The following is a 26,413-nucleotide window of genomic DNA, read 5'->3' on the forward strand; positions in this document are numbered from 1 at the left end:
GTTGGCTTGCCTGCCGCCGCTCAGTGGCCTTCGCCGCCGCCGAACATGGTCTTGGCGTAGATCAGGCCCAGGCCGTAGCCGCCGCCATGCGCAATCGAGGTGGCGACGGTTTCGTTGTAGGTTTCCCCGCGCGCCCAGTCGCGTTGCAGTTCGAGCAGGTACTGCAACGAGGTCATCGGGCGGGCGCCTTGTTGCACCATGCGCTCCATCGCACGCTCGTGCGCTTCGTTCGACACATCGCCGCAGGCATCGGCGATCACGTAGACCTGGAAGCCCTGATCCAGCGCCGACAAGGCCGGGCCGACGATGCATACCGAGGTCCACAGGCCGGCCAGCACGATCTTGTCCTTGCCGATCGCATTCACCCGCTCGGCGATGCGGCCGTCTTCCCAGGTGTTCATGGTGGTGCGGTCGATCGCCGACTCGTCGGGAAATACCGATTTGATTTCATCGAACAGCGGGCCGGAGAAGCTCTTCTCCGCCACGGTGGTCAGAATGGTCGGCACGCGGAATTCCTTGGCAGCCTTTGCTACCAGGGCAGCGTTGTTGCGCAGGGTGACCGCGTCGATCGACTTGGTCGCAAAGGCCATTTGCGATTGGTGGTCGATCATGATGAGGGTGTGGTTGCTCGGGTCAAGCAGGGTCTGGCCAGGCTGGGCTTTGGCGATGGGCATGATCGTCTCCTGTATAGAGGCTTCTCGATGGGTGGGTGACTGTCGCGCAAGACCGCTGCGCCGGAGGCAGGTCCGGCGGCGGCGTCTTGTGTTGGAAAGGTAGTTTTGCCGCCCCAATGGCACAAGCGAAGATTTCCGATCGGCCTGATCACATTTTTCGAACCCCATGGCAAGCCGGCCGGCGGCGCGCTACGCTGTCACCTGGCCTGTGGGGAAAAACGAGCGATGAAACTGAGTCTGGAAGCGCTGGAAGTGCTGGATGCGATCGACCGGCACGGCTCCTTTGCCGCGGCGGGGGAAGCCTTGTTCAAGGTGCCGTCCTCGATCAGCTACATGATCGGCAAGCTGGAAGAAGACCTGGGCGTCACCTTGTTCGACCGTACCGGCCTCAAGGCCAAACTGACGCCCACCGGGCAGGCCGTGCTGGAAGACGGGCGGCGTCTGCTGCGCGGGGCGATCGCGCTGGAGAGGCGCGCCAAGAAAATCGAAGCCGGCTGGGAGAGCGAACTGCGCATCGCCGTGGACGTCATCCTGCCGTTTCGCATCTTGCTGCCGTATATCACGACCTTTTACGGGGAAAACTCACAAACCCGCCTGCTGTTCAGCCACGAGGTGTCGGGCGGGCCTTGGGAAGCGCTGCTGGACGGCAGGGCGGATTTCGCCATCGGCGCGCTGGATCACGCGCCCAATCTGCCCGGTTTCTCGAGCTGTGCCATCGGCCAGGTGCAGTCCGCCTTCGCCGTTGCCCCGGGACACCCGCTCGCCGATGCCGTGGAGCCGCTCGACCGTTCGGTGATCGGGCAGTATCGTCAGGTCGAAATCCAGGATACGTCGCGGCAACGATTATTGCGCCCGCTCGATCTGCAAATCGGCCAGGATTTCCTGCTGGTGCCCAATCTCGAGGCGAAGCTGGAGGCCGTACTGGCCGGGCTCGGCTGCGGCTTTTTACCGGGCTGCCTGGTTCAGCACTGCGCCAATCTGGGCAAGCTCAAGGTCAAGGAAGTGAAAGAGCCGCGCCCGCTCAAGCAGTTCTTTGCTGCCTGGAATACCGGCGATGCCGGGCTTGGCGTGCAGTGGTGGATCGAGAAGCTCTCGCAGGGGGACTTTATCAACGATGCCCTGATCGTCAAGACGCTGGCGGCCACGCCTTTGTCCCCGTAAACGACGGCCAGCTTCTGCCCGGGTGGCTGCAACGGCGGTACGCGATCGTTTGGCTATGGTGATCGCGCTGACAAATGGCGACGGACTCGGAGATGGCTGCTAGGGTAAGACACTTCGGCCAACGGGGGGAGAAGACACCGGGCTCCCCTCGTCGGCGGGAGCCCGATGTCCGTCGCGGTGGTATCGGTTTACTTGGCAAGGGCGGTGTGGATGGCTTTGACGGTATCGGTGCCGATGCGCGCGGCCATCTCGTTCTGAACCGGCTGCATCGCCTTCACCCAGGCGGCTTTCTCGGCCGCGGTGGGCTCGTAGATTTGCGTCTTGCCCGAAGCCTTGATGGCGTTCAGGGCGGCGGTGGTGTCTTTCTCGGCCATCTGGTCGTTGTACTCGGAGGCGTCCTTCATCGCCCCTTCCAGCGTGGTGCGGATGTCCCCGGGCAGGCCGTCCCAGAACTTCTTGTTCACCACCACGGCGTAGCCGCTATAGGAGTGGCGGGTATTGGTCATGTATTTCTGCACCTCGAACTGCTTCTGGGTGTACAGATTGGAAATGTTGCCGTCGGCGCCGTCCACCACGCCGGTCTGCAAGGCCTGGTAGACCTCGGACAACGCCATGGTCTGGGGCAGGGCGCCGACCGACTGCACGATGGCGGTGTTCACCTTGGACGAGTTGATGCGGATTTTCAGGCCCTTGATGTCCTGCGGTGTGTGCACCGGTCTGTTGGCGCTGAACACGCGAAAACCGTTGTCCCAGAACGCCAGTCCTTTGAGCCCCCTGGGTTCGAGTTTTTTCAGCAGGGCCTGTCCTACCGGGCCGCGCGTCACTTTGTGCACCTGGTCTTCGTTCATGAAGAGATAGGGCAGGTCGAAGACCTCGAATTCCTTCAGTCCCATCGGACCGAATTTGCTGGTGGTCGGCGCCAGCATCTGAACGGCGCCCAGTTGCAGCGCTTCCAGCTCTTCCTTGTCCTTGTACAGCTGGCTGTTGGGATAGATGACGACCTTGACCCGGCCCTTGGTGCGTTCTTCGGCCAACTTCTTGAAGTACTCGGCAGCCTGGCCCTTGGGCGTGTCGGGTGCGACGACGTGGCTGAACTTGATGACGATGGGGGCGCTGGCAAAGGCCGGGGCGGTTGCGCTAAAGGCGGCGACGATGGCCAGCGAGGTGATCAGGCGCTTCATGAATCTGTCTCTCCTTGACGTTGTAGGCTTCCTGGCCGTCGGGCCAACAGCGATCGTGATCGTGTCTGCCGTTCAGGCTCTTTTCATGGCGTCGCGCGGTGGTGGGTGTTCGGCCAACCCTTGGTTTGGTGGAGGCTCCGCTTCCGCGCTTCGGTGAGGGCATTGTCGCCAGAGACTTCTCTTTTGTTAAATGCATTATTGTTTTGCATTGATGAGTTTTTCTGTGTTTGGTGAGTAGAGGAAATTCCGTACCGGCAGCGGCTGGCCCGGCGCAACCCGAGATGGCGGCGGAGGCGCGTTCCCGGCGCCTTGACCAAAAAAAGAGCCGCCCTGATTGCGGGGCGGCTTAATGGAGTCACACTGTGGAAACGGTGCCGATCATGCTGGCTCGCGGTGCGGGCAGAATCGGGGTTTTCTCTGCCTGTACTGGCAGAGGCCATGTCCGAATTGTGCGCATCCGATTGGTATGAGTAAAATGAATTGATATAAGTGATTGTTGAGTATTGCTCATGAAAATCGACACGATCGGCGTTCAGGCCTTCATTGCCATTGCGGAGAGCGGCAGCTTCCAGACCGCCGCCGAAAGCCTGTTCCTGTCCCAGGCCGGCATCACCCGACGGCTGCAGAATCTCGAGGAGTACCTGGGCGTCAAGCTGATCGAGCGCACCACGCGCTCGGTGGCGCTGACTCGCGTCGGCGAGGATTTTCTACCGCATGCGAAGCGTTTGCTGGGGGAGCTTGCCAGCTCGCTGGGCGAAATCCGCGATACCGGCAAGCTCAAGCGCGGCAGCGTCACCATCGCCTGCGTGCCGACGGTTGGGGTGCGCTTCCTGCCCCGGATCATCCAGGCCTATTCGGCCAAATACCCTGACAACCGCATCAAGATCCTCGATCACACCTCCGCCGGGGTGTCCAGCGCCGTGCTGCAGCGCGAGGCCGAGTTCGGCATCACCATCGCCGGCTCGCACCACGCCGAACTGAGCAGCGTCCCGCTGCTGGAGGACGACTTCGTTCTGATCTGTCGCGACGACCACCCGTTGAGCGAGCGCACGCAGCTCTCCTGGAAAGAGTTGGAGCCCTATTCGCTGATTTCGATCGGCCAGTTCAGCGGCAACCGGCCCTTGCTCGACCGCGCCCTGGAGGGGCAGAACCTGGCCCTGCAGTCGGTGTACGAGGTGCAGCGTGTTTCCACCGCGCTGGGGCTGGTGGCGGAAGGGGTCGGCGCCGCCGTGTTGCCGCGCCTGGCCTTGCAGAGCGACGCCTACCCGCGCATTCGCGTGCTGTCCCTGGTCGATCCGGTGATCGCCAGGGGCTTGGTGCTGATCGCGCGTAAAACGGCCGAATTCTCGCCGGCCGCCGGCGCGCTCTACCAGATGGTGCGCGAATCCACGGAGAGTGGTTAGAGGCCACGGCAGGTGCGGTCTGGGGCCGCGACAATGCCGGTTTCCGGGCTGGGCGCGGGTCGAAATGAGCGCTGGCATGGCTATCGTCACCGGCCTGTAGTCCTGCCTGAGTCGGAGTAGATCAAAAATCGAATTAGAAGGGTGGCATAGCTCGCGCCAGGGGCTATGCTGAAATCAGATTTCTCCTCTTTGGGCCCCGCCAGCGTTGCCGGGGCCCTTTTGTATTTCCACCGCCTGGGCAGGAAAGGCCGGGAGCGCATGCGGCAGCCTGTGTCAGCAAGGGGGGCTCAGCCTTTGCGAGCACGATGTCGTGATAAAAGCAGGTACAATTTGCGTTTTTACGCTTCAAGACAAGATGGAAAGCTGGATTTGATGGTGTGGGTCCTATTGTTGCTGTGTGTGGTGGTGGCGGGTGCCTGGCTGGTGCGTAGTGGCAGGTTGCCGCTGGAAAAGCTCACGCACTGGTTTGATCGTCTGTTCGACATTGGCGATGACCGGCGTGCCGAGGAATGGGATGACACGACCTTGTTCGAGCCGGTGCCGCGCCCGAATCAGCCCGCCTCGTCGTCCATGGAAGTGGCCCGACCGGTGTCGGCGCCGGATGATGCCGCGTCCCACCCCGCATCCGCGCCTCCGGCTCGGCGCACTCCGTCGATGCCGGACCCCGGTCTGCCGCAAGTCGAGCTGCCGCGCTTCCAGGCCCCCCAGCGCCGTCCGGCCGAGCCTCTACGGGTGCAGCCCGGGGCAGCCGAGGCTGCGGAATCTCGTTCCGCGCCAGCGGCGACGACTCGCCGCGGCTCGGCCGCACCCGCACCCGACAGGAACCTGCCCCATGTCGAGCTGCCCCGTTTCCAGACGCCCGCCCGCCGCCGCCAGGCCGAACCGGCCAACCCGGCGCTGCCGGTGATCGGGCTGGCCGATGTGCAGCATAACCTGCACGCCGGCGTGCGACGGCGCCAGCGCGAGAACGATCTGAAAGGGGCGGGGCGCTCCCGCTCCGGGTTCGAGTCCGCGGCCCCGGAGTTGCCGCTGATCGGTGCCGACGAGGTGAGGGCGCAATTGCGCCAGATTCATGGCGACAAGCCGCCGCAGCACTTCACCCCGGTGGCCAAACCGCTCAAGGGTGTTCCGGCGCCAGCCAGCCCGCGTCCCGTCGTGGTGCCGCCAAAACCGGTGATCGCCACGCCGCCCCTGGCACGGCCGGCCACGGTTGCCGCGCCACGCGCCCCCATCATGCCGCCGGCCGCGATGGAGCCGCCTTCGGCGATTCGGACCGTTGTCGATGCCGCGCCTGTCAGCATGCCGAGCGCTCCGGCCATGCCCGAGTTTGTCGCCGTAACGCCGCCGCCGGCCCCGGCGACAGCGGTTGTGACGGAGCCCCCGAGACAGTGCGAACCGGCTGTTCGCGAGTCCGCGCCGGCTCCCGTGCCGGCGGTGGACGCCGCGCCGGTCGTCGTCGCGGTGCCCATCATGAAGATGAAGGCGGCTCCCGACGAGCCCGCCCCCGGCCCGATCCCGTGGCGTCGGGGCAAGCGGCGGTTGCCGCGCCAGCCTGGAGCGCAGTGTCAAAGCCGGCGGCTGCCGTGGTTGAGGAGGTCGAGCCGGAACCTGTTGCCATCACGCCACCTGAAACGCCGCAGCGGCCGGCGTCCGGTCTGGTCTGGGAAATGATCAGCGAGCGTCCCGCACCCGCACCCGGAGCAGGTTGGCCGAAAGCCGAGCCTGTTGCCGACGCCCCGGCCGCGCCAGTCTATCCCGTGTCCGAGCCGGTCGAGATCGATGCCGAGGATGCGATCTGGCCTGACGTGGAACCCGCCCGCGCGCCCGCGGCCCCCGTGCTGCACAAGCACCCCTTGCCGGTGATCTACGGCGAGGTCTGCCTGCCGCCGCTGGAGTTGCTCAACCCGGCCGACGGTTTCGAAGAACCTCAGAACGAGGAGCTGCTGCTCGAACGCGGTATCGTCATCGAGGAAAAATGCGCCGAGTTCAAGGTCAAGGTTAGCGTGGTCGATGCCTACGCCGGCCCGGTTATCACCCGCTACGAGGTGGAGCCGGCGGTCGGCGTGCGCGGCAACCAAGTGGTCAACCTGGTCAAGGACCTGGCGCGCGCGTTGGGCCTGGCGTCGATCCGCGTGGTCGAAACCATTCCCGGCAAGACCTGCATGGGGCTGGAGCTGCCCAACCCGCGCCGGCAGATGATCCGCCTCTCGGAAATCTTTTCGGCCAACGTGTTCCAGGGCTCCGCCTCGCGCCTGACGCTGGCGCTGGGCAAGGACATCACCGGCCAGCCGGTGGTGATGGATCTGGCCAAGGCGCCGCACCTGCTGGTCGCCGGCACCACCGGCTCCGGCAAGTCGGTCGGCGTCAACGCCATGATCCTGTCGATGCTGTACAAGGCCACGCCGGACGAAGTGCGCTTCATCATGATCGACCCCAAGATGCTGGAGCTGTCGGTGTACAACGACATTCCGCATCTCTTGGCGCCGGTGGTGACCGACATGAAGCTCGCCGCCAACGCGCTCAACTGGTGCGTCGGCGAGATGGAGAAGCGCTACCGGCTGATGAGCGCGCTGGGCGTGCGCAACCTGGCCGGCTTCAACCAGAAGGTGCGCGAGGCCGAAGAATCCGGTCACAAGCTCACCAACCCGTTCAGCCTGACCCCGGAAACGCCGGAACCGCTGGCGCCGCTGCCGTTCATCGTGGTGGTGGTGGACGAATTCGCCGACCTGATGATGGTCGCTGGCAAGAAGATCGAAGAACTGATCGCCCGCCTGGCGCAGAAGGCGCGCGCGGCTGGCATCCACCTGATCCTCGCCACGCAACGTCCGTCGGTGGACGTCATCACCGGTTTGATCAAGGCCAACATCCCGACCCGCATCGCCTTCCAGGTGTCGAGCAAGGTCGACAGCCGAACCATTCTCGACCAGATGGGGGCGGAAAGTCTGCTGGGTCAGGGCGACATGCTGTTCCTGCCGCCGGGCACCGGCTACCCGCAGCGGGTGCACGGCGCCTTCGTCACCGACGAGGAAGTGCATGCCGTGGTCGAACATCTCAAACAATTCGGCGAGCCAGATTACGTGGAGGGGCTGCTCACCGGCGAAACGGAGGCGGAGGAGGCGGCCGCGAGCGAAGCCGGTGGCAAGACCACGGCGGAAACCGATCCGCTGTACGATGAGGCGGTCGAGATCGTGCTGCGCACGCGCAAGCCGTCGATCTCGTCGGTTCAGCGCCACCTGCGCATCGGCTACAACCGTGCCGCACGCCTGATCGAAGAAATGGAAGCAGCCGGCATCGTCAGCGCGATGGAGAGCAACGGCAACCGTACCGTGCTGGTGCCCGACCGCTCTTTCTAGCCCAGGCTTTTTCCCATGACAAAAGCGCGGCTTCGGCGGCGCTTTTGTCGTTTCATGTCCAAAGTGGCAAATGCTGACCGGGCAGCATGGCCAGGAGGTAAGCAGTGGAGGAGCCAGCGGTTCCCGGCATTCGCCCTCACGCTCCGCAGTGTGCCGGATATGAGATCATGGGAAGCATTCAACTAGCGGAGGGATGGCCATGTCACCAATACTGCAAAACCTGCTGAAACTGCTCGATACCCCGCGCGACGGAGCGCTGTTGCGCTTCGGCATCGCCAACGAGTACGTGCATGCGCAAGACTGGGCCGAAGCCGAAAAGCACCTGAGGGCGGCGCTGACGATGCAGCACGACTACTCGGCGGCCTGGAAGCTCCTGGGCAAGGTGCTGGCCTCGGCCGGTCAGGAGCGAGAGGCGCTGGCCGTCTATCAGGAAGGCATCGCCGTGGCCCAGGCCAAGGGCGACATCCAGGCGGTCAAGGAAATGACCGTGTTTGCCCGCCGCCTGCAGAAAAGCCTGGGCGAGACCGGCTGATCGCGCCATGGTCCGCCCCGAAAGGGGGCCTGCTGCAAATCCCGCCTTAGGATGATGCCGATGCTGTTTCACGGCGTCGGATGTCGTCCTGCCCCTTCGAGGTGATATGCTCGCAGCGTGCCAATAAGCCAAACAATCGTTTGGTTGATCGGAGGCGAGACATGGACGTCAATAACCGTGATGTGGCGGGCGACGCGCCGACCTTGTCGGAGCGGCTCGCAGCACTGCGCCAGCTATGCCGCGAGCGGGACGATTCGACGCTACCGCAGCGGCGCACGCTGTTGCAGTCCCTGGCGCACCTGCTGGTCGACCACCAGGCTGCGTTGGCGGAAGCGGTATCGGCCGATTTTGGCCGCCGCAGCGAGGTGGAAACGCGAGTGTTGGAGCTGTTCCCGACGCTGGAGGCGATACGCCACGCCCGGCATCACCTGCCGCGCTGGATGAAGCGTCAGCGCCGCGGCGTGGCATTCTGGTTCTGGCCTGGGCAGGCCTGGGTCGAGCCGCAGCCGCTCGGCGTGGTGGGCATCGTGGTGCCATGGAATTACCCGCTGTACCTGGCGCTTGGCCCGCTGGTGAGCGCGTTGGCCGCCGGCAACCGGGTGATGATCAAGATGTCCGAATTCACCCCGCGCACCGGCCAGCTGTTGGCCAGCCTGCTGGAACGCTACCTGGGGTCCGAATGGGTGCAGACGGTCAACGGCGGTGTCGATGTGGCCCGGGCCTTCAGTGCGCTGCCCTTCGATCATCTGCTGTTCACCGGCTCCACCGAGGTGGGGCGGCAGGTCATGAAGGGCGCCGCCGACCACTTGGTGCCGGTGACGCTGGAGCTGGGCGGTAAATCCCCGGTCATCGTCGCCCCGGGGTTCTCGCCAGCGCGTGCCGCGGCCGCCATCGTGGCCGGCAAGCTGCTCAACGCCGGCCAGACCTGTGTGGCGCCGGATTACGTGCTGGTTCCGGCCGGCGAGCGCCAGGCCTTGCTCGACGCCATCGAGAATGAGGCGGCTCGACGCTACCCGCACTGGGTCGACAACCCCGACTACACCACCATCATCAACCCGGACCGACTGCAGCGCCTGGAAGGGCTGCTCGACGATGCCAAAGCAAAAGGCGCGCAGATACGCCAGGTGAATCCGCCGCCCGCGGATTGGCGAGCTCGCCGCACCTTCCCGCTGACGCTGGTGTGGAACTGCTCACCCGAGGCCGCGCTGCTACAGCAGGAGATTTTCGGCCCCATCCTGCCGCTGATCGAATACGACTCCATCGAGGCCGCCATCGCCTACGTCAACCAGCGGCCTCACCCTCTCGCGCTCTACCTGTTCGACGACAACGCCCAACGGGTTCGCTCAGTGCTGCGCCAGACTCGCTCGGGTGGGGTGACGGTCAACGAGACCATGCTGCACGTGGCGCAGGGCGATCTGCCCTTCGGTGGCGTCGGCCACTCCGGTATGGGCCATTATCATGGCCGAGAGGGCTTTCAGGCGTTCTCCAAGCTGCGTCCGGTCTTCCGGCAGGGGCGGCCGAACGCCATCGCCTGGATGCGGCCGCCCTACGGCACCCGCGCACGCTGGCTGCTGAAGCTGATGCTGCGGCGTTGAGCGGCCGCGATCTGCCGGCAGCACTTACGCCGGCTTGAATGCTGGGGGTGGTAACTGGCGGGCAATCTGCCCAGCCAGCTCGACCAGCCCCTGGTTAAGCGCCCTGACCAGGGCCGGGTAGCCGTCCCCTTGCTGGCGGGCCTCGATGCGGAAGGGGTGGCGGCTCGGCGTTGCCGACCGTCCATCGCGTAGCAGCCAGTGCCCGCTCAGCACGGCACGTCCATTGAAACGGCCGTTGAACTGGTCGAACACGACTTCCAGTACCGGATCACGCGGGCCGCCGCCGCTCAGCGGGGTGGACCAGCCGTAGTGTGGCAGCAACCGGCCCAGCTCGGCGCTCAAGCGGCGGCCGATGGCTTGCTCCGGCGGTTCCGCCCAGAGGTTTTGGCGGGCGGCGGCGATGGTGACGTCGTCGCTCTGGTAGACGATGTTGCGGTCGTTCAGGTAGTCGGGTAACCGGACGCTGAGCTGGATGTTGCCCTCGACAGCGACGGCCTGGGGCGCCGCCATGGTCTCGTCCGACAGCCGATAGTAGTGGACCTCGGGTGCGCTGGCGCAGCCGGCCAGCGCGGCCAGTAGTGCAAGCCCGGAACAGCGCATCATGGTGTGGCTCCTTTCGGCTCGGGGTCGCGGGCGGAACGGTTGAACAGCAGGGCGTTGGGGGTTTCGTCCAGGGTGCGGACGACCGGGCGCATCTCCCGCAGCAACTGGTTCAGCGTCGACAGCGATTGTTGCAGCTGCTGGTAAGCGGGGGACTGCGGCGAGACGCCATTCAGCGTTTGCTGCAATTCCTGCAGGGTGCCGCGCAAGTCTTGCGGCAGCTGCTGCGTATCCGGCTGGGCCAGCAATCCGTCCAGGCGCTGGGTCAGGCGGCGTACCTCGCTCAAGGTGCGCTGTCCTTCGGCCAAGGTCTGGTCGGCGGTGTTCAGCGTCGTGTCGAGCTTCAGGCCGTTGAGTTTGTTGAGCAGGGCGATCACCTTGGTCTCGATCTGGGCCAGCCCTCCGCTGGTGGTCGGCAGCACCGGCAGGCCGTCGACGCTGGCGGTGTGCCGTTCGCGCAGCTTGCCGTCGAAATCGAGGTCGACGAACACGGCGCCGGTCAGCAGGCTGCCGGTTTTCAGGCGGGCGTTGAGCCCTTCGCCAATGGCGCGTTCGATTTCTTGCTGCCAGTCGTTCGGGCGGGATTGGGTAAAGGATTCGATGCGGTCGGGTTCGATGCGCAGCAGCACCGGAATGCGCCGCTCGCCGAGCACCCAGCGCTTCTGGCTCTTCAGCGGGTAGGGGAGCGCTTGCACCGTGCCGATGCGCAGGCCCCGGTACTCCACCGGCGCGCCGACCGTCAGGCCACGCACCGATTCGTCGAAGAAGGCCAGGTAATCGATATGCCGCCCGCTGTATTGCTCGTTGATGCTGTCCTGGTCCGGGTAGAGGTTGAACGGAGTCATGTTGGCAACCCGCCCTCCTAACGGTCGGCCGCGCGGAACGTCGAAGGCGACGCCCCCGCTGACCAGGGTTTCCAGCGAGCCGGTGCGTATCTTGAGCCCTTCGGCGGTGGCGCTGATCTGCAGGCCGCTGGCGACCCAGAAGCGGGAGGTGTCAGTCACCAGCCGGTCGTAGGGTTGTTCGATGAACAACTGGTAGTTCATTTGCCGGGTGGCCGGGTCGAAGTGGGCCGTTTCAACCCGTCCGACCTGAAACCCCTGGTACAGCACCGGGTCGGCCACCGACAGCACCCTCACATTCTGGCCGTTGAGGCGAATCCGCAGCCCCGGGACATCGGGGCCGGTGACCGGTGCCGACGCCAAGGCCTGGAACTCCGTCTTCCGTTCCGGCGACTTGCCCGGCTGCAGTTGGATATAGGCGCCGGAGAGCAGCGTGCCCAGCCCGGATACCCCGGTCTTGTCGATGCGCGGCTTGACCACCCAGAAGCGGCTGTCGACGCTCAGCAGCGAGTCGGTGTCGGCATCGAGCCGGGCCGTGACCCGCACGCTCTTGTTGTCGGGGCTCAGCCGAACGGCGGTGACTTTGCCGATATTGACGTCGAGCACCCGGATGGTGGTTTTTTCCGGGGTGATGCCCTCGGCACTAGCCATGTTCAGGGTGATCTCCGGCCCCAGCTTGCTCCAGGTGTCGTAGATCATCCACAAGCCCGCCAGCATGGCGATGATCGGTACGATCCAGACCATGGAGAGCCGCCGCTGTGGCCGGGTTCGTGCCGGATGTTGGTTTTCGTCAGTGGAATTCGTCATGTTCTTATCCGGTTGAACCCGGTTGTTTTACATCCCATAACAAGCGTACGTCAAAACTCATGGCCGACAGCATGGTTGCCAGGACCATGCCGCAAAAGGAGAGTGCGGCGACGCCGGGGTGGACCGACATCAGCGAGCCCATGTGCACCAGCGTGACCAGGATGATGACCACGAAGACGTCGACCATCGACCAGCGGCCGATAAAATCGATGACGCGGTACAACCGTGTCAGGTGCAGCGGGTGGACCTGGTGCGGGATGGCGGCGGCTAGGCAGAGCAGGGCGAGCGCAATCATCTTGGCGATGGGAATGAACACGCTGGCGACGAAGATGATCAAGGCAATCGGGTAGGAGCGGTTCTGCCACATCACGAAAATACCCTGGACGATGGTCGACGGGGTGATGCGGCCGAGCGACTCGGTCAGCATGATCGGGTACAGGTTGGCCGGGACGTAGAGCACCACCGCGGCCAGCAGCAGTGCAGCGGTCTTCTGCAGGCTGCGGGGATGACGGGCATGCAGGGTGGCGTGGCAGTAGCGGCAACGCGCTTCGCTGGCCGGCGACAGAAAGCCGCAGGTATGGCAGCCATGGCTCGGTTCGGCCTGGTCCTGCGTGGGGTCGGTGCCATGCAGCAGGTTGATGCGGTAATGCAGCCAATGCGGCTCGATCAGGCTGCCGGTGCGCGTCAGCGCCAGGCTGAAGCCCAGCAGCGCCCAGAACGACAAGCCGAAACCCACCTGGGCCAAGGAGGCCATCTTGATCATGCTGACGATGGCGCCGAGCAGGAACACATCGACCATCATCCATGGTTGAATCCGCCCGACCAGTGTGGCCAGCGGCCGCAGGCCGGGCAGCCGGCGCCCGGTCTTTATCCCGGAAAACAGGTAGATCACGGTCAGCAGGAACAGCCCGGGCAGCAGCAGCACGCACAGCAACAGCACGTTGGCCAGCAGGGCGAAGTCGCGCCGGTAGATTGCCTCGGCGTTTTGCAGCAGCGAGATCTGGGTCTGGTTGCCTTGCACGTCGATGGCGAGCAGCGGAAAGCTGCACGCCAGCAAGAGCAGTATCAGCGAGGTCCAGGCGAAGGCCAGGGGGGCGTCGACGGGTGAGCGCGGGATGCTGACCAGGTGCTCGTCACAGCGCGGGCAAAACGCCTCTTCGCCTACCCGCAGAGCGGGCAGGGTGACGTGCAGACCGCACTGCGGGCAGGCCATGACGTGCGCGGGCAGGGTCATCGGCTCGGCCGGGGCGAACGGGGTGGCCAGGGTGGAGGGCATCTTGTGCTGGATCGATAGCGATATAACCGACAGTCTACGTCGAAACCGCGCCGGAGGGAGGTATTGGCCGGCAGGGAGGGGCACCGAGCCCGAGGGGTGTCGGCAGTTGGCGGGGCCGTTTGACCGGGTCTAGCTGTCGTAGCGGCGGCGCAGTTCGGTGAAGGCGGCCAGGAAGGGCGGTTGCACATAGGGCTTGAGCAGGGTGAGCACCTGCTTGACGCCACGCCGGCCCGACGCTTCTGTGATGACGGCCTTGGGGTGGGCGGTTTGCTCGAAGGCGAACCAGAACTTCACCACCAGCCAGATATTGACCGAGATCGACTCGATATCGTCGTCGTCCATTTCCAGCAGCCCGAGCTGGATGAAGGCGCGAAAGTGATGGCCGAGAATGTCTTTCAGTTCGCTGTTGACGAACTGGTGGTACTCGTTCTGCAGCTGCGGGTTGCGCGCCAGCAGGCCGGGCAGGTCGTAGAACATGAAGCGGAAGCGCCACATCGCGAGGAAGGCGGTGTCGAGGTAGTTCACCAGGTCTTCCACCTGCAGCTCGCGTTCGGGTGGAACGGCAAGCCGCTCGGTGATGAAGCGGCGGTATTGCAGGAAGATCTGAAGGACGATCTCTTCCTTGTTGCGGAAGTGGTAGTACAGGTTGCCCGGGCTGATCCCCAGGTGGGCCGCGATGTGGTTGGTGCTGATGCTGCGTTCGCCCTGTTCGTTGAACAGCGTCAGGCTTTCCTCGACGATACGATCGTACGTCTTGATGCGTTTTCGGGTCATGGGGCAGGGTGGCAGCAGGGTGAAGGCCGTGAGTATGCCATGGCTAGAGCTATTGCTCTACGGTCTTTTCCGGAAAACAGCGGCACATGAACTGGTGCAGAATCGCCTGTTCGACCCGATGCCTGTCCTTGGCGGGGATGGAGATGCGCAGGATCAGGTTGTAGCGCTTGTCGTCGATCGGGAAGATGGCAATGCGCGGCTCTACCGACGGGGTGTCGACCAGGTGGCGGGCGGCGATGCGTTCCATGTGCTGGCGCGCAGCCTGCACGTGCGGAGCGCACGCCTCCTCGGCGGCGGCTTTCAGCAGGCGTTCGGCCTGGGCCGGCGGGACGCTGTAGGGCACCGCCACGGTGGTGACGTGAACCACGTAGTCGCCCATGTAGTTCTCGCGCACCACCGGGTGGCTCAGAAGCAGGCTGTTGGGGAAGGACACCGCGCGGCCGGTGAGCTGGTGGGCGTCGTGACGCGGGCCTATCTCCATGATGGTGGTGGAAAACAGGTTGATGTCCACCACCCGTCCGCGCAGGTTGGCGATTTCGATATGGTCGCCCAGGTCGAAGCTGTTGCTGGTGGTGCGGATCAGCGACCCGCCCACGCACATGAAGAGCTCCTTGGTGGCCACCACCAGGGCCGCCGCGAAGGCGACCATCGACAAGGCGATGGTCTCCAGCTGCTTGGCCCAGATGGTCACCATGCCGATCAAGCCCAGGATCACCAGGCCGTTGCGCAGGCTGATCGACCAGCGCCGCCGAACCTCCAGGGGCACGTTGGGGTTGGCCGAAATGGCGCGCATCACGGTGCTGCGCACCACCACCAGCAACAGCACCAGCGCAACCGAGCGGATGATGTCGATCACATAGAGGTGGCTGAGGCTGGCCAGCCAGTCGAACAGGCGCTCCATTCCGGCTTAGTCGTTCAGCTTGACCGCGTGTTCACGGGTCTCGTGGAAGGTGATGGCGGGCCAGCGTTCCTGCGTCAGTTGCAGGTTGACGCGGTTGGGGGCCAGGTAGGCCAGGTTGCCGCCGGCGTCGGTGGACAGGTTGTTCAGGTTGCCCTTCTCGAACTCCTCCAGCTTCTTGCGGTCCTCGCACGATACCCAGCGTGCCGACCAGATGCTGGCCGATTCGAACACCGCGTCCACGCCGTATTCGGCGGCCAGGCGCGACGCCACCACCTCGAACTGCAGCACGCCGACGGCACCCAGGATCAGATCGCCGCCGTTGTGCGGCTTGAACACCTGCACTGCGCCTTCTTCGCCCAGCTGCTGCAGACCTTTCTGCAGTTGCTTGATCTTCAGCGGGTTGCGGATGCGCACCGAGCGGAACAGTTCCGGGGCAAAGAACGGGATGCCGGTGAAGGCCAGTTGTTCGCCCTCCGAGAAGCTGTCGCCGATCTGTATGTTGCCGTGGTTCGGGATGCCTATGATGTCGCCGGCAAAGGCCTCTTCCACGATCTCGCGGTCGTGCGACATGAAGGTCACCACGCTGGAGGCGGCAATGTCGCGGTTCAGGCGCAGGTGCTTCATCTTCATGCCGCGTTCGAATCTACCCGAGCACACGCGCAGGAAGGCGATGCGGTCGCGGTGCTTCGGGTCCATGTTGGCCTGAATTTTGAACACGAAGCCGGAGAACGGCTCTTCGGTCGGGGCCACCTCGCGCAGCGTGGCGTCGCGGGTGGCCGGCATCGGCGCCCAGTCGATCAGCGCGTTGAGGATCTCGCGCACGCCGAAGTTGTTGATGGCCGAGCCGAAGAACACCGGGGTCAGTTCGCCAGCCAGGAATTCGTCCAGATTGAATTCGTTCGAGGCGCCCTTGACCAGTTCGATCTCCATGCGCAGCTGTTCCATCTCGAGCGGGAACAGCTCGTCCAGGCGCGGATTGTCGATGCCCTGGATCACTTCCAGATCGAGCGTGATCTTTTCGGTGCCAGCCTCGAATAACAGCACTTCGTCGCGCAGCATGTGATACACGCCGCGGAAGTTCTTGCCCATGCCGATCGGCCAGGTGACCGGGGCGCAGCGGATCTTCAGCACGCTTTCCACCTCGTCCAGCAGTTCGAGCGAGTCGCGCACTTCACGGTCGTATTTGTTCATGAAGGTGACGATCGGCGTCGAGCGAAGGCGGCACACGTTCAGTAGCTTGATGGTCTGCTCTTCCACACCCTTGGCGGCGTCGATCACCATCAGCGCCGAGTCCACCGCCGTCAGTACACGGTAGGTGTCTTCGGAGAAGTCCTGGTGGCCTGGGGTGTCGAGGAGGTTGACGGTATGGTCGCGGTAGTCGAACTGCATCACCGAGGAGGCGACCGAGATGCCGCGCTGCTTCTCGATCTCCATCCAGTCCGAAGTGGCGAACTTGCCGGTTTTCTTGCCCTTGACCGTGCCGGCCATCTGGATTGCGCCCGAGAACAACAGCAGCTTCTCGGTCAGCGTGGTCTTACCGGCGTCAGGGTGGGAGATGATGGCGAAGGTGCGGCGGCGCGCCACTTCTTCGGCAATGCGGGTCAATTCGGCGGACATGGGGCTTGAGATTGGATTCAAAACCCCAAATTTTACCCGATAACGCCCGTCGCAGGCACATCGCGCCGGATTCTTTTTCCGGTGCGGGCGTCGGCACCGGGCGCGGATTTCGTTATCATGGCCGTTTCACGTTCACCGGCCGCAGTGCTCCGGCAGAAAAGACCCTTACCATGTTTACCGGCATAGTCCAGGCGGCCGCCGAGGTCGTCCGCATCGAAGAAAAAGAACGCTTCCGCACCCACGTCGTGCGCCTGCCCGTCCACCTGCTGCAGGGACTCGAACTGGGGGCCTCGGTGGCGCACAACGGCTGCTGCCTGACCGTCACTCGTGTCGAGGGCGATCTGGTCTATTTCGACCTGATGCAGGAAACGCTACGCATCACCAACCTCGGCGAGCTGAAGGTAGGTGATCGCGTCAACATCGAACGCGCGGCGCGCTTTGGCGACGAGATCGGCGGCCACGCCATGTCCGGTCATATTTTGTGCCTCGCCCGTGTCGTCGAGGTTGTCGAAAGCCCGAACAACCGCACCATCTGGTTCGAATTGCCGGCGGAGCACGCCAAATATGTCCTCACCAAGGGCTATATCGGTATTGACGGCATCAGCCTCACCATCGGCGTGGTCGACGGCAACCGCTTCTGCGTCCACCTGATCCCCGAGACGCTGGAGCGCACCATCATCGGCAGCCGCCAGCCCGGCGACGCCATCAACATCGAGATCGATCCGCAGACGCAGGCGATCGTCGACACCGTCGAACGCGTGCTGGCTCAGCGCAAGGACTGAAATCCGGCAGAGGGTTGGCCGAAGAGCCTATCCCATGACCGCCGCCACGAACATCCCACGCGACCGGCACGGCCGCATGAAAGCACAAGGAAAACCGAAATGACCATCTCCCCGATTCAGGACATCATCGCCGACATCAAGGCCGGCAAGATGGTGGTGTTGGTGGACGCCGAGGACCGCGAGAACGAAGGCGATCTGGTAATGGCAGCCGAGCACGTCACGCCGGAAGCGATCAATTTCATGGCCAAGCACGGCCGCGGCCTGATCTGCCTGACGTTGACCGAAGAGCGCTGCAAGCAACTGAACCTGCCGATGATGGCGACCAACAACGGCACCAGTTTCGGCACCAATTTCACGGTGTCGATCGAAGCCGCCGAGGGCGTTACCACCGGCATCTCCGCCGCCGACCGCGCCCATACCACCCTGGTGGCGGTGGCGCGCGAGGCGAAGCCGACCGATATCGTGCAGCCGGGTCACGTTTTCCCTTTGAAGGCGCAAAAGGGCGGCGTGCTGGTGCGTGCCGGCCATACCGAGGCAGGGTGCGACCTGTCGCGTCTGGCCGGGCTGGAGCCGGCCTCGGTGATTTGCGAAATCATGAACGACGACGGCACCATGGCGCGCCTGCCCGAACTGATGGAGTTTGCTGCCGCCCACGGCTTGAAGATCGGCACCATCGCCAGCCTGATCAACTACCGTAGCGAGACCGAGAACCTGGTCGAGCACGTCGGCCAGCGCCCGATTGACACTCCGTTCGGCTCGTTCGATATGCACGTATTCCGCGACACCATGACGCAGGCCACCCACCTGGCGCTGGCCAAGGGGGATATCCGTGCCGATCAGGAAACCCTGGTGCGCGTGCACGAGCCGCTGTCGGTGATGGACCTGATCGATCCGCTCGGCAGCCCCCACTCCTGGACCGTGCCCAATGCCCTGGAAATCATCGAGGAAACCGGCAAGGGCGTGATGATCCTGCTGCATCGCAACGAAACCGGGCTGGATCTGTTGACCCGTGCCTTGCCACAGCAAGAAGCGCCCAAGGCAAAATGGGATGGCAAAACCTTCGGTATCGGCGCCCAAATGCTGAAATCGCTGGGGGTAGGCAAGATGAAGCTGATGTCGACTCCGCTCAACCTGCCGTCGATGACCGGCTTCGAGCTTGAGGTCACCGGATTCTGCCAGCCCGAACACGTCCACATCGAAATCTAGTAGAATGCACCGTTTTGTTACCGATTTGCCGCGAGGTCACCATGCTTGAAGCTATCCAGCGCATCGATTCCGATTTCAACGGCCAAGGCCTGAAGGTGGGCGTGGTCATGGCCCGCTTCAACGAGAACGTGTGCCATGGACTGCGCGATGCCTGCCTTGGCGAGCTGCGCGCGCTGGGTGTCGACCCCGCCAACATCACCCTGGCCACCGTGCCGGGCGCGCTGGAAGTGCCGCTGGTGTTGCAAACCATGGCCAAGTCCGGCCGTTTCGATGCATTGGTGGCGCTGGGGGCGGTGATTCGTGGCGAAACCTACCATTTCGAGCTGGTGTCGAACGAATCTGGCGCCGGGGTGACCCGTGTCGGCCTCGATTTCGACATCCCGGTCGCCAACGCCATCCTGACCACCGAAACCGACGAGCAGGCCGAGGCCCGCATGATCGAGAAGGGCCGCGAGGCTGCCCGTGTCGCGATCGAAATGGTCAACCTGCGCAAGGCGTTGCGCGGCTAAGCCGTTCCCTCTGCCGGCGCCGCGTCGCGCCGCCATTGTTCTTTAAAGACAAGGATTTGCATTACATGAAAACGTCTCGCCGTCGCGCGCGCGAATTTGCCGTTCAGGGCATCTACGAGTGGGAGCTGAACCCGGACCGTCCGGCTTCGCTGATCGAGAAACACCTGCGCGAGAACGACTATTTCGTCAAGGCCGATGAAGCATTGTTCCGTACGCTGCTGTTCGGCGTACTGAAAGATGCGGCTGAATTGTCGCCCAAGATCGACCGTTACTACGAGCGTCCGGCCGACGAAGTCAGCCCGGTCGAGCGCGCGGTCTTGCTGATGGCGGCATTGGAACTGACCCAGCATCCGGAAACGCCGTACCCGGTGATCATCAACGAAGCCATCGAGATCACCAAAACCTTCGGCGGCACCGATGGTCACAAGTTCGTCAACGGTGTGCTCGACAAACTGGCCGCCGACGTGCGCCCGGACGAGGTCGCCTCGCAGCGCTCCCGTCGCGCTCACTAAATAAAGCGCCTATTTTCACAGCAACACCCGCTGCCGGCGGGTGTTTTTACGTGTGTGCCCATGAATGAATTTGAACTGATCCAGCGCCACTTCACCCGGCCGGCGGCCAATGCCGTGCTCGGGGTCGGGGATGACGCGGCCATCGTCAGGCCGACTCCCGGCCACGATCTGCATGTTTCGGTCGACATGCTGGTGGAGGGAAGGCACTTCTTTGCCGATGTCGAACCGAGGGCGCTGGGTCACAAGACGCTGGCGGTAAACCTCTCCGACATCGCTGCGATGGGAGCCACGCCGCGCTGGGCCGTGCTGTCACTGGCCTTGCCCCAAGTCGAAGAGCACTGGGCCAGCGAGTTCGCTGCCGGTTTCTTCGGCCTGGCCGAAGCTCATGGCGTGAGCGTGATCGGCGGTGACACCACGCGTGGCCCGCTCACGCTCTCCGTCACCATCTTCGGCGAAGCCCCTGCAGGCCAGGCGTTGCGGCGCGATGCCGCCCAAGTGGGGGACGACGTCTGGGTCAGCGGCGAACTGGGCCTGGCCGCGTTGGCGGTGGGCCAGCGGCTGCGTGGCGATGTCGCGCTTCCACCGGAGGTGCTCGCCGTCTGTCGCCGCAAGCTCGACTACCCCACGCCGCGCGTCGCGCTCGGCCAGCGCTTGCTGGACGTGGCGCACGCCGCGATCGACGTGTCCGACGGCCTGATGGCCGATCTCGGCCACATCCTGGAGCGCTCTGGCGTCGCCGCCGAGGTGTGGCTGGAATCCTTGCCGACCTTGCCCTGGATGGCGGAAAACCGCGGCCGGCTGGCCGACTCCATCGCGGCCGGGGGCGATGATTACGAGTTGTGCTTCACCGCCCCGTCCTCGGCCCGTGCCGAGTTGCAAGGGTTGGCCGAAGAACTGGACTGCACGCTGACGCGTATCGGCCGTATCGTGGCGGGGCAGGGAAGCCGCCTGCTGGATGCCGCCGGACAGCCGGTGACTCTGCAAAGGGGCGGGTTTGACCACTTTGCGTAAACCTGACTGGGCCTTCGTCCTGCGCCGTCCGGCCCACTTCCTGGCGTTCGGTTTCGGCTCGGGCCTGGCGGCGCGCGCGCCGGGCACCTGGGGCACGCTGGCCGCCTTGCCGCTGGCCTGGCTGCTGCATCGGGTCGGGGTCGACGGAGCGTTGCTGGCAGCGCTGAGCCTGCCCCTGTTCGCCTTTGGCGTTTGGGTGTGCCAGGTGACCGGGGATGCGCTGGGGGTGCACGACTACGGCGGCATCGTCTGGGACGAGATCGTCGCGATGCTGCTGGTGCTGTCGATAACACCGTTCACCGTGACCGGCTGGGGCTTGGCATTCGGGTTGTTCCGCCTGTTCGACATCGTCAAGCCGTGGCCGATCCGCTGGTTCGACCGCCACGTCCACGGTGGTTTCGGGGTGATGCTGGACGATCTGATCGCCGCGTTGCTTGCCATGGCCGTGCTATGGCTGGCCTCCGGGGCTGGTCTGGTATGAGGTCGATCGGGGCCGGAAGACCGGTCTGAATCGGCCCTTGAGACAGCGAGGGTCTCCCGCTGCAAGCCGCTTCGTGGTATTCTTGCGCCCCTCCAACGTGACCCGTCACCATTGCATGATAGACCCCTGTGATCACTACACCCTCGACCTGATTGGCGGGGTGCGCAAAAAGCCCGGCCGCAAGCCGTTGGGTGAGCGCGCCATGAGCGTGGCCGAGCGCAAGCGGCGCAGCCGCGAACTGCGCCGCAACCGCCTGCAGGAGTTGTCGATCACCGTGGAACTCAATCGCGAGGCGCAGAAGTCGCTCGACAAGATGATCGAATGGTGGGGGGTCAGCAAGAAAGAGGCGATCAACCGGGCGTTGCTGATCGCCTGTCAGTCCCAGACTGGTCGTACCGGCATGCTGTTCGATGCCGACCCGCTGTTTTTGCAGCCCGATAGCGGGCAAAAGCCGAAGCGTCGCAAGTAAGCCGGGCTGGGCGTCCATTAAGCCTATACCCGCCGGAAACGACGGCCTCTACTCCAGCCACGTTTCTTTCCGTCGGTAGGATGGGTGAAGGCGCTGGCGTCGCAACCCATCAGCAACGCGCAGGAGGTGCAGATGGGTTCCTCAACGTCTCACCCATCCCGCGCAGGACGGGCCATCTGCCCCTCTTTGAGGTTCCCGCCAAGCCTCTACAGCCCGATCCCGGCCAAAAACAGGAACGTGGCAAACAGTGCCACATGCGTGTAGCCCTCGATGGCGTTGGTCTCCCCATCGTGCAAGTTGATGGTCGCCACCAGCAGGGTCAGCAGCACCATGGCGGTCTGCGCGGGAGTCATCGCCATCTGGATTGGTTGGCCGGTAAACAAGGCAATCCCCTCTATCACTGGGATGGTCAGAACCACGGTTGCCAGCGATGCTCCCAGCGCAATGTTCAGCACCGATTGCATGCGATTGGCAACGGCGGCCCGCATCGCGGTCAGAATCTCCGGGCTCGCCGAAATCAAGGCCACCAGGATGGCCGGAACGATCGCGGGCAGCCCGCTGCCTTCCAGACCTGCGTGCAGGAAAGCCGCCATCAATTCCGACAACACCCCGATCAACCCGATGCTCAGCACCAGCAGGCCAGCGTGCTTTCCGGTCGAAATGCTCTCGGCCCCGTGTTCGTGCTCTTCCTGGTGCTCGTAGGCGTAATCGAAGAAATAGCTGTGCTTGCCGGTCTGCAGGCGCAAGAACAGGCCATAAAGCAGCGCCATCGCCACGATGGTAAAGGCTGAGTAGGCCTGCCACTTTTCTTGTGGCACAAATTCGGGCACGAACATAGACACGCCTACCGCCACTAGTATCATCGATACGTAGCTGTTGCCCGAATCGAGGTTATACGGCTGCTCCCCGTGCTTCAGTCCGCCGATGATGGCGGCAAAGCCGAGTATGCCGTTGATGTCCAGCATCAGCGCCGAATAGACCGTGTCGCGCGCCAGGGTGGGACCGCCGCCTGAAAGCATCATGATCGCCAGAATCACCACCTCCACCAATACCGCCGATAGCGTCAGGATCATCGTCCCGTAGGGCTCGCCCAGCTTCACCGCCAGCATCTCGGCATGGTGAGCCACGCGCAGGGCGGCGCCCATGATGGTGGCGAGCAGAATGGCGATGACAACAAAAACTACCGGTTTGCTCATCTGGAGCAGGCTGTGCTCAAGGGCAAAAAGAACAATCGCCACAAAAGTGGCGATCAAAAGGTTTTTTCGGAGAGTATGGCCTTCATCAAAAATCCGCAGTTGTATTGATCCGGAATATCATAACAAACACTGAGCTGACGTGTGACGCGGCGCTAAACCAGCAACTGTTTTGGCCCTCGATCGGGAACGCCAAGTTCCTGATGGCAAAGGGGCCGTAGGATGGAACTGGGTCTGCCTTTGTCAGAGAAGTGGTCGTTGCTTGAGGTCGTGGGTATTTTCTCCGAGAACGAAACCCGACCGGTCTCAGGTAAAACAGAGAGACAGTGCAAAATTCAAGTGGCTGGATGGTTTGGTATTGCTGCTGTAGTTCCCGTGCATCCAGCTTGTCATTTGAGCGCGAAGCGGATGGGTTGCTGTTTCGGCGTTACAAGAGCAATGTTGCGCTTCACGTCCTTTCCTAGCACTAAGCGTATGTCCGTGCTGGTTCTCAGATCGTTCTTTTCCTTGATCATTGGCTTGACCGGCAGGCGGGCGCTGAGTCTTTCCGCTTCGGGAGCAAAGCCTTGTCGGTATTCCACCAGCGTTACCGATTGCTGGAAGGGTTTCTGGTTGGTGAGGCGAGCTTTTGCGAAACCTTGATTGGCAAGCGCATAGCCGACCCGCTTCGCCATTCCAGTGACACCATTTCCATTCGACACCTCAACACGCGGAGCGGGGTGAGTCATTGCGGCCTTCGTTGTTTCTTTCCAGGTCAACATGGCTGCTGGAGCATTCTTTTCCTGTTGCGGCTCATGGCGGTCAGTGCTCGGAGGTTCAATGGCAGTTTTTTGCACGGGATGCCCTTCCTCCGCAGTGTAAGGTACGGGCGATGATGTCGGCGGAGGAGCACTTGCCAGAGGTGTTGCCACTGCGACTGTGGTGTCCTGCCGTCTCTGATCGACTGCTGCCTTCGTGGGATCGCGAGTCGAGGCCAGGGCGGTGGGGTAGGGAGCGGCTTGGGGCATGCCGGCCAGCAGCGGCGCCGGTTTAGCTTGCTCTCGTCCTCCCAATTTGCCCAAGGTGAGGTTGCGGTTATTGACGATTTTGAGGTCGGAGGGGCTTAGTGCCACCGCTTTCTCGTAGATGGCGGCGGCTTCGGCATAGTGGCCTTGCAGATAGAGGGTGTAGCCAAGATTGTTGAGGAAATGAGGGCTGCCTGGGGACGTGGTCAGTGCTTTTTGAAATTCGGCGATGGCCATGTCGTAACGGCCTTGTGCCGCATATAACGCCCCCAGCGCATTGTGGGCCTCGGCATACTGGCTATCCAGAGCGAGAGCTTTCTGAAAAGCTGGGATAGCCTTGTCAGCTCGATTCTGCCCCTGGTAGTAGCGGCCGAGTTGGTAGTACGCAGCCGGACTATCATTGGAGTTGCTTACCCGCATCAACGGTTGCATTTCCCATGCTTGTTTTGGCGGAGTGGATTCGCAACTTTGCAGAAAAGGTGCAAGGCATAACAACGGCAACGCCATATACTTTGTTTTCATGATCAGGCCTTTCATAGCGACTGTCTATCAAGTTATGTGATATGACTTATTGCCCGCCACCCATTGTGGGAAGCAGCACACGGTAAATCTGGATAAAGGCCGGTCCGAGCAAGACCAGAAGCAGGGCCGGGAAGATGCAGAAAATCAGAGGGAAAAGCAGTTTCAGTGGAATCTTTGCCGCGGCTTCTTCGGCGCGTAGGCGGCGCTTGGTACGAAGGTCGTCGGCATGCACGCGCAGCGATTCGCCGATGCTGGTACCAAAGCGGTCTGATTGAATCAGCATGGCAACCAGAGTGTCCACTTCCTGTACCCCGGTACGGATGGCCAGATTGCGCAGGGCTCTTTCCTTGGTGCTGCCGGCGCGCAATTCGAGGTTCACCAAGTGAAGCTCGTCAGCAAGAATAGGGCTCTTGATGCGCATTTCTTCCCCAACCTTGAGTAAAGCGGCATCGAGTCCCAGGCCCGCCTCGACACAGACCAGCAGAAGATCGATGGCATCCGGGAAGTTGTTGAAAATCTCGCGCTGACGGTTTTCGATACGACGGGAGAGAAGGATATTGGGCAGGTAGTAACCGATCCCGGCGGCAAGGAGCATGAACAGCAGGAAGTTGGTGCCGTCCTGATGTCCTCCGGTCAGCCCCAGGTAGAGAAACAGGATGGTGGGAAGCAGCAGCGCGAGAAAGGTCTTTGCGCCGAAGAACAGTGGAACGGCGGACTGGCCGCGGTAACCTGCGTTCATGAAGCGAATACGAATGGGGGAGGTTTCCCAACCTTCTGCGGGAACCGAGAGCTTGGCGAGTGGGGTCGCGATTTTGACGGCTTTGGCAACCCAGGCTGACGAGTTATCCGAATCGATGGGGGTTTCCGTTTCGGAAATCTTGTCCAGGCGCGCTTTGACGCGGTTGGGTGCAATCTGTAGCGAAATGGTCAGGACAACGCCAAAAACCGCCACAAAAATGATGCCCAGATAAATCCACTGCGAGGTGTTCATGTCGTTCCCCTCTCAATGCGTTGTGTGGCCGACGATCAAACCTGAATCTTGATGATCTTGCGCATCCAGACAATGCCGGCCAGCATCATGCCGCCGATACCTACCACCATCATCAATCCCGTTTGGTCTTCCCAGAGCACCTTCATGAAGTCTGGGTTGAGCAGGTGGATGATGAGCGCGACAGCAAAGGGCAGGATGGTCAGGATCCAGGCCGAAAGCTTGCCTTCGGCGGAGAGAACCCTGATCGTGCCGTAGAGCTTGAGCCGTGCACGAATCAGCGCGCTGATGTTGCCCAGCAGCTCAGCCAGGTTGCCGCCGGTTTCGCGCTGAATCAGCACGGCGATCACCATGTAGCGAAGATCTGTACTCGGGATGCGGGTAGCCAGGTTCATCATGGCCTCTTGTAGTGAGAAACCATAATTCACTTCATCGAACGTGGTGCGAAACTCGCCGGCGATCGGGTCGGACATTTCGTCGCCTATCATTTTCAGCGATTGCGGAAGGGCATGACCGGCACGCAGGGCGCGGCACATCAGGTCGATGGCATCGGGTAACTGCTCTTCGAACTTTACCAGGCGCTTATGGCGGAAACGCATTACCACCATCCAGGGGATGGTGGCACCAGCCAAACCGACGAGAACCGGAACGAGAAGGGGAAGTGGCAAGAACTGCAACAGGAAAAAGGTAGCCAGGCCACATGCCAGTGTCAGCCCAAGGAAACTCCCCACCTTCAGCTTGAGGCCAGATTGCAAGAGTATCCGATCCAGTTGGTGCGCGCGCGGGATGCCCAGCAGAAATCGCTGAACGACCTTGGTGTCGCTGAGCAGCCGTTCTTTCATCAGGCTCATCGACTCGCTATGGTGAGCTCCAGCGGACATGGCCTGCAGGCGTCGCTCGATGCGCGTCGCTTCCGGTCCTTTGTAGGTGTTCCAAGTGAGATAAGCGCCTTCCAGCAGGAAGACCACGGCGATGAAAATCAGGACGATGAGTATCGCGAAGGTGGTGTCCATGTCTGCA

At 62.9% G+C, this 26,413-nt stretch carries 24 protein-coding genes and 1 pseudogene; 13 read left to right on the plus strand and 12 right to left on the minus strand.

What is annotated here, in order from left to right:
- Positions 1-20 precede the first annotated feature (20 nt).
- Complete coding sequence (locus ABKF58_RS13940) at positions 21-674, minus strand: hydrolase (RefSeq protein WP_482581351.1); 654 nt, start codon at positions 672-674, stop codon at positions 21-23.
- Positions 675-899: 225 nt separating this feature from the next.
- Here ABKF58_RS13940 and ABKF58_RS13945 point away from each other — a divergent pair, with 225 nt between their 5' ends.
- Positions 900-1,835, plus strand: coding sequence for a LysR family transcriptional regulator (locus ABKF58_RS13945; protein ID WP_294863501.1), 936 nt, complete (start codon positions 900-902; stop codon positions 1,833-1,835).
- Positions 1,836-2,023: 188 nt separating this feature from the next.
- Here ABKF58_RS13945 and ABKF58_RS13950 read toward each other — a convergent pair whose 3' ends face one another.
- Positions 2,024-3,016, minus strand: coding sequence for a TRAP transporter substrate-binding protein (locus ABKF58_RS13950; RefSeq protein ID WP_482581353.1), 993 nt, complete (start codon positions 3,014-3,016; stop codon positions 2,024-2,026).
- A gap of 509 nt (positions 3,017-3,525) precedes the next feature.
- Here ABKF58_RS13950 and ABKF58_RS13955 point away from each other — a divergent pair.
- The 5 genes and pseudogenes from ABKF58_RS13955 (at position 3,526) to ABKF58_RS13975 (ending at position 9,899) form a co-directional block, all read left to right on the plus strand.
- Entirely contained in the window at positions 3,526-4,419 is an 894-nt protein-coding gene (locus ABKF58_RS13955) for a LysR family transcriptional regulator (protein WP_482581354.1), read from the plus strand.
- Positions 4,420-4,749: 330 nt separating this feature from the next.
- A complete protein-coding gene (locus ABKF58_RS13960; protein ID WP_482581356.1) occupies positions 4,750-6,090 on the plus strand; it encodes a hypothetical protein in 1,341 nt (446 codons plus the stop codon).
- Between the two features lie 200 nt (positions 6,091-6,290).
- Positions 6,291-7,772, plus strand: a pseudogene (locus ABKF58_RS13965) (DNA translocase FtsK); the annotation flags it as partial.
- 199 nt (positions 7,773-7,971) lie between these two features.
- Positions 7,972-8,304, plus strand: coding sequence for a tetratricopeptide repeat protein (locus ABKF58_RS13970; RefSeq protein ID WP_008952867.1), 333 nt, complete (start codon positions 7,972-7,974; stop codon positions 8,302-8,304).
- Between the two features lie 161 nt (positions 8,305-8,465).
- On the plus strand, positions 8,466-9,899 hold the full coding sequence (locus ABKF58_RS13975) for a coniferyl aldehyde dehydrogenase (protein WP_482581358.1): 1,434 nt from the start codon (positions 8,466-8,468) through the stop codon (positions 9,897-9,899).
- Between the two features lie 24 nt (positions 9,900-9,923).
- On the opposite strand, the gene ABKF58_RS13980 is transcribed toward ABKF58_RS13975, so the two are convergent.
- The 6 genes from ABKF58_RS13980 to ABKF58_RS14005 all read right to left on the minus strand — a co-directional run bounded on the left by ABKF58_RS13980 (position 9,924) and on the right by ABKF58_RS14005 (position 16,716).
- Positions 9,924-10,502, minus strand: a complete 579-nt coding sequence (locus ABKF58_RS13980) for a PqiC family protein (RefSeq protein ID WP_482581359.1) — start codon at positions 10,500-10,502, stop codon at positions 9,924-9,926.
- Positions 10,499-12,148, minus strand: a complete 1,650-nt coding sequence (gene pqiB, locus ABKF58_RS13985; RefSeq protein ID WP_482581361.1) for an intermembrane transport protein PqiB — start codon at positions 12,146-12,148, stop codon at positions 10,499-10,501. Before pqiB ends, ABKF58_RS13980 begins: the two co-directional genes overlap by 4 nt.
- A gap of 4 nt (positions 12,149-12,152) precedes the next feature.
- Positions 12,153-13,424, minus strand: a complete 1,272-nt coding sequence (locus tag ABKF58_RS13990) for a PqiA/YebS family transporter subunit (protein ID WP_482581363.1) — start codon at positions 13,422-13,424, stop codon at positions 12,153-12,155.
- Between the two features lie 129 nt (positions 13,425-13,553).
- Positions 13,554-14,198 carry a TetR/AcrR family transcriptional regulator gene (locus ABKF58_RS13995; RefSeq protein WP_008952862.1) on the minus strand — a complete coding sequence of 215 codons (645 nt, stop codon included), beginning with the start codon at positions 14,196-14,198 and terminating at the stop codon, positions 13,554-13,556.
- A 49-nt stretch (positions 14,199-14,247) separates the two neighbouring features.
- The gene (locus tag ABKF58_RS14000) at positions 14,248-15,099 is read right to left on the minus strand and encodes a mechanosensitive ion channel domain-containing protein (protein ID WP_008952861.1); all 852 of its coding nucleotides are present in this window, start codon (positions 15,097-15,099) and stop codon (positions 14,248-14,250) included.
- Between the two features lie 6 nt (positions 15,100-15,105).
- Positions 15,106-16,716: a peptide chain release factor 3 gene (locus tag ABKF58_RS14005; RefSeq protein WP_482581366.1), complete on the minus strand. Its 1,611-nt coding sequence runs from the start codon at positions 16,714-16,716 to the stop codon at positions 15,106-15,108.
- Between the two features lie 170 nt (positions 16,717-16,886).
- Here ABKF58_RS14005 and ABKF58_RS14010 point away from each other — a divergent pair, with 170 nt between their 5' ends.
- From ABKF58_RS14010 to ABKF58_RS14040, 7 genes are all read left to right on the plus strand, one after another.
- Complete coding sequence (locus ABKF58_RS14010) at positions 16,887-17,498, plus strand: riboflavin synthase subunit alpha (protein WP_482581368.1); 612 nt, start codon at positions 16,887-16,889, stop codon at positions 17,496-17,498.
- Between the two features lie 99 nt (positions 17,499-17,597).
- Positions 17,598-18,704 carry a bifunctional 3,4-dihydroxy-2-butanone-4-phosphate synthase/GTP cyclohydrolase II gene (gene ribBA, locus ABKF58_RS14015; protein WP_482581369.1) on the plus strand — a complete coding sequence of 369 codons (1,107 nt, stop codon included), beginning with the start codon at positions 17,598-17,600 and terminating at the stop codon, positions 18,702-18,704.
- A 41-nt stretch (positions 18,705-18,745) separates the two neighbouring features.
- Positions 18,746-19,213 (plus strand): 6,7-dimethyl-8-ribityllumazine synthase, encoded by a 468-nt coding sequence (gene ribH, locus ABKF58_RS14020; protein ID WP_294863485.1) that lies wholly within the window; start codon positions 18,746-18,748, stop codon positions 19,211-19,213.
- Positions 19,214-19,278: 65 nt separating this feature from the next.
- Positions 19,279-19,725 carry a transcription antitermination factor NusB gene (gene nusB / locus ABKF58_RS14025; protein WP_008952856.1) on the plus strand — a complete coding sequence of 149 codons (447 nt, stop codon included), beginning with the start codon at positions 19,279-19,281 and terminating at the stop codon, positions 19,723-19,725.
- Positions 19,726-19,785: 60 nt separating this feature from the next.
- Positions 19,786-20,736 carry a thiamine-phosphate kinase gene (gene thiL / locus ABKF58_RS14030; RefSeq protein ID WP_482581371.1) on the plus strand — a complete coding sequence of 317 codons (951 nt, stop codon included), beginning with the start codon at positions 19,786-19,788 and terminating at the stop codon, positions 20,734-20,736.
- Positions 20,720-21,217 (plus strand): phosphatidylglycerophosphatase A family protein, encoded by a 498-nt coding sequence (locus ABKF58_RS14035; protein ID WP_482581373.1) that lies wholly within the window; start codon positions 20,720-20,722, stop codon positions 21,215-21,217. The genes thiL and ABKF58_RS14035 overlap by 17 nt, the downstream gene beginning before the upstream one ends.
- Before the next feature lie 115 nt (positions 21,218-21,332).
- Positions 21,333-21,686 (plus strand): hypothetical protein, encoded by a 354-nt coding sequence (locus ABKF58_RS14040; protein ID WP_008952853.1) that lies wholly within the window; start codon positions 21,333-21,335, stop codon positions 21,684-21,686.
- Positions 21,687-21,892: 206 nt separating this feature from the next.
- Here ABKF58_RS14040 and ABKF58_RS14045 read toward each other — a convergent pair whose 3' ends face one another.
- The 4 genes from ABKF58_RS14045 to ABKF58_RS14060 form a co-directional block, all read right to left on the minus strand.
- Positions 21,893-22,939 (minus strand): calcium:cation antiporter, encoded by a 1,047-nt coding sequence (locus tag ABKF58_RS14045; protein WP_482581376.1) that lies wholly within the window; start codon positions 22,937-22,939, stop codon positions 21,893-21,895.
- 329 nt (positions 22,940-23,268) lie between these two features.
- A complete protein-coding gene (locus ABKF58_RS14050) occupies positions 23,269-24,420 on the minus strand; it encodes a LytR C-terminal domain-containing protein (protein ID WP_482581377.1) in 1,152 nt (383 codons plus the stop codon).
- Between the two features lie 31 nt (positions 24,421-24,451).
- The gene (locus ABKF58_RS14055) at positions 24,452-25,396 is read right to left on the minus strand and encodes a type II secretion system F family protein (RefSeq protein ID WP_482581379.1); all 945 of its coding nucleotides are present in this window, start codon (positions 25,394-25,396) and stop codon (positions 24,452-24,454) included.
- A gap of 35 nt (positions 25,397-25,431) precedes the next feature.
- On the minus strand, positions 25,432-26,406 hold the full coding sequence (locus ABKF58_RS14060; RefSeq protein WP_482581381.1) for a type II secretion system F family protein: 975 nt from the start codon (positions 26,404-26,406) through the stop codon (positions 25,432-25,434).
- Between the last annotated feature and the right edge of the window lie 7 nt (positions 26,407-26,413).

The sequence above is a fragment of the Pseudogulbenkiania sp. AW2-16 genome (genome assembly GCF_056824575.1).